Below are 3,541 nucleotides of genomic sequence, written 5' to 3' on the forward strand. Positions count from 1 at the left end.
CAGCTCAGGCTCACCATCGAGGCGTTGCGGGAGCGCCAGGAGCACGAGCTGATCAACAACCGGGAGTTCGGGCTGCTCCACAACGCCGACTTCAATCCAGGGGTCAAGGGGTCGGCGAGGAGCAAGCAGTTGGTGGCCGCGGGCGGGATCGCCGCGGCGACCGCGATCGTCCTCCGGAAAGCCTGGCGCCAGACGACCGAGACGTCCCGGCACGCGGCCGGGCCCGGTGCCGAACGCCACCCCCTGCTGGAGATCGTCGGACCGCACCGCCGCCGCCTCTACCGGGCCGCCGCCCTGTCCGTCGCCTGCCAGGCGGCGGAGATGGCGCTCGGCACCTTCCTCGGATGGACCGGACTCGTCCTCATCAAGGGCGAGGCGGCTCCGCTGGTCAGCCTCGGCCTGACCACCGCCTCCGCCCAACTCCTCGGCCTGGCAGGGCTGGTGGCCGCCGCCTGTGCCGCGGTGGCCGGCCTCTCCTACGCCTCGAACCTGCAATGGCGCCGGCTCGGCCAGGACATCGAGCACGACTGGCGGAGCCGTACGTACCGGCACGTCCAGCACCTCGAACTGGCCCACCTGGAGGGCGAGCGGACCAGCAGGGTGACCGGCACCCTGACCAACGACGTGGGCCAACTGGGCGCCTTCTTCGCCGGTCCGGCCAACGACGTGCTGCAACTCGGCACCAGCATCGCCGTCCTGGTGCCCGCGTTCCTCCTGCTGGCACCGCAGATCGCCTGGATCGCGTTCCTGCCGATCCCGGTAGTCGCCTGGCTCTCACTGCATCACCAGAACAAGGCCGCGGCCACCTACGCCGCCACCGGCGAGCGCCGCGCCAGGCTCGGCAGCCAGGTGATCAACTCGCTCGAAGCCGGTGCGACCGTCAAGAGCTTCTGCACCGAGGACTACGAGGCCGCACGCGTCGACGGGCTCAGCGAGTCGGTCCAGGAGAGCAGCCGCCAGGCCGACCGGAGCACGATCCGGCACGCCGAGACCGTCCGGGCCTGCACCACCGCGTCCATGGCCGGCACCCTGCTGATCGGTGGCCGATCGGTACTCAACGGCACCCTGCGCTTCGAGGTGTTCAGCCCGCTGATCGGGCTGCCCCAGATGCTGCTGATGCGGATGAGCCGGCTGGGCGGCCTCGCCGACCAGTACCAGCGCACCCTCGCCTCCTACGACCGGGTCCAGCGCCTGCGTGCCCTGCCCGTCGAGATCGACAGTGGCGAGGGGACGCTCGAACCCGCCGAGGTGCGGGGCGAGATCGTCCTCGACAAGGTCACCTTCGCCTACCCCGGCCGCCCGGCGACGCTGGAGGACCTCTCGCTGACCGTCCCGGCCGGGCAGGTCACCGCCCTGGTGGGCGCCACCGGCTCGGGCAAGACGACGATCGCCAAACTGCTGATGCGCTACCAGGACGCCGAATCCGGCCGGGTACTGCTCGACGGCAGGGACGTCCGCGACCTGCGGCGCCGCGACCTGCGCCACGCCATCGGCTTCGTCGCGCAGGACCCCTTCCTCTTCGACGGCAGCATCGCCGACAACATCCGCTACGGCACCTTCGACGCCTCGCACGAGGATGTGCTCAGGGCCGCCGCCATGGCCGAGGCGCACACCTTCGTCGCCACCCTGCCCGACGGCTACGACACGCTGATCGGTGAACGCGGCGCCACGCTCTCCGGAGGCCAGCGGCAGCGGATCGCCCTGGCGCGCGCGATCCTCAAGGACTCACCGGTCGTCATCCTCGACGAGGCCACCTCCGCCGTGGACAACGAGACCGAGGCCGCCATCCAGCGCACGCTGCGCGGTTTCGCGGTGGACCGGACGATGATCGTCATCGCCCACCGCCTCTCCACGGTCCGCCACGCCGACCGGATCTACGTCATGGACAAGCGCGGCATCGTCGCCGAGCAAGGCACCCACGACGAACTTCTCGCCCAGCACGGGCTCTACACGTCCCTGTGGCAGCTCCAGGCCGGCGAAATCGCCGCCTGACCGCGGACACGGGCCGCCCCGGCCGACCGCGTGACACACACCGCGGCCGGCCCGGTCGGCACGCCCTGCGCGCGCATGCCCACCCATACTTCTGGAGGTACCCCCATGTCCCGTCGAGACGGCGACGTCCTTTCCCTGACCGCTGCCCAGCGGGAGATCTGGCTCGCCGAGCAGGGCTCCCGGACACCGATTCCCGGCTACCGGGTCGGTGAGTGTGTGGAGATCCACGGACCGGTCGATCCTGAGCTCTTCGAAACCGCGCTGCGCCGGGTCGTGGACGAGGTCGACGCCCTGCACGTGACCTTCGCCGACGACGGCGAAGGCCCGCGCCAGATCCTCCGCGAGACCTGGGAGTGGGAGCCCGCACACCTCGACTTCGGTGCGGAGCCGGATCCCCGGGCGGCGGCCGGGCGATGGATGGAGCAGGACCTCGCCCGTCCGTTAAACCTGGCCCACGACCCGCTGTTCGGACACGCGTTGATCCGGCTGTCGCCGACCGAGTTCCTCTGGTACCTGAACTACCACCACCTGGTGCTGGACGCGATCAGCAGTTCCATGGTCCGCCAGCGGGTCGGCGAGGTGTACTCGGCCCTGGCCGGGGGCGGCGAGGTGGCGCCCTGCCCGTTCGGCTCCCTGAGGGACCTGGTCGACAGCGACGCCGCCTACCGCAGCTCCGCAGATTTCGCCGCCGACCGCTCCTACTGGACCGAGCGCTTCGCGGATCTGCCCGCCCCGACACGGCTCACCACCACCTCCGCGACGGACCCGTACCGGGCGCTGCGCCTGGCCGAGGAGCGGGAGCTGCGCAGTCCTGCGGCGCTGCGTGCCGCGGCCGACCGGGCCGGTGTCCGGTGGTCCCGTCTGGTGATCGCGGCGACGGCGCTCTACGCCCACCGGCTGAGCGGCGCCCAGGACGTCGTGCTCGCCCTTCCCGTCACCGCCCGCCGGGACTCCGGACGCAGTCTGATGACCGTGCCCGGCACCCTGTCCAACGTGGTGCCCCTGCGACTGACCGTACGTCCCGACATGCCCTGGGGCGACCTCGTCGCCCAGGTGGCCCGGGAGGTCGAGACGGCCGTCGCGCACGAGCGGTACCGCAGCGAGGACCTGCTGCGCGACCTCGGCGCACCCGGAGGCATCGGCACGGCGTTCCCGCTGATCGTCAACATCATGGCCTTCAACGCCAGGCCGAGCTTCGCCGGACACCCTGCTTCGGTCCACCACTTCGTGTCGGGGTCGACCACCGACCTGGCCCTCTGGGTGTTCGACTACCGGGACGGCAACCCCCCGCTCCTCAGACTGCACGGCGCTCCGGAGGCGTACGGCGACGACGACCTCGCCGCGCACCAGCAGCGGCTGCTCGCCCTGCTCGACGCCGTCGCGGAGTGCGATCCGGAGGAGGCCGTCGGCCGTATCGATCTGCTGACGGCCGACGAGCGGGGTGAGTTGGCGGAGCTGGGTGCGGGTCCGGTGGCCGGGGTGTCCGGTGAGGGCTTGTTGGAGTTGTTCCGGGCTCGGGTGTCCGGGGTTCCGGATGCCGTGGCGGTGG

General features: G+C 71.4%; 2 protein-coding genes. Both read left to right on the plus strand.

Features of this window, described 5'->3' with window-relative positions; genetic code table 11:
- The coding region (locus ACWD3D_RS34820) for an ATP-binding cassette domain-containing protein (RefSeq protein WP_451464692.1) at positions 1-1,992 on the plus strand (1,992 nt) is incomplete at its 5' end.
- Positions 1,993-2,097: 105 nt separating this feature from the next.
- Positions 2,098-3,541, plus strand: a 1,444-nt coding sequence (locus ACWD3D_RS34825) for a condensation domain-containing protein (protein WP_451464693.1), incomplete at its 3' end; no start/stop codon positions are given.

The organism is Streptomyces sp. NPDC002690, assembly GCF_053592415.1.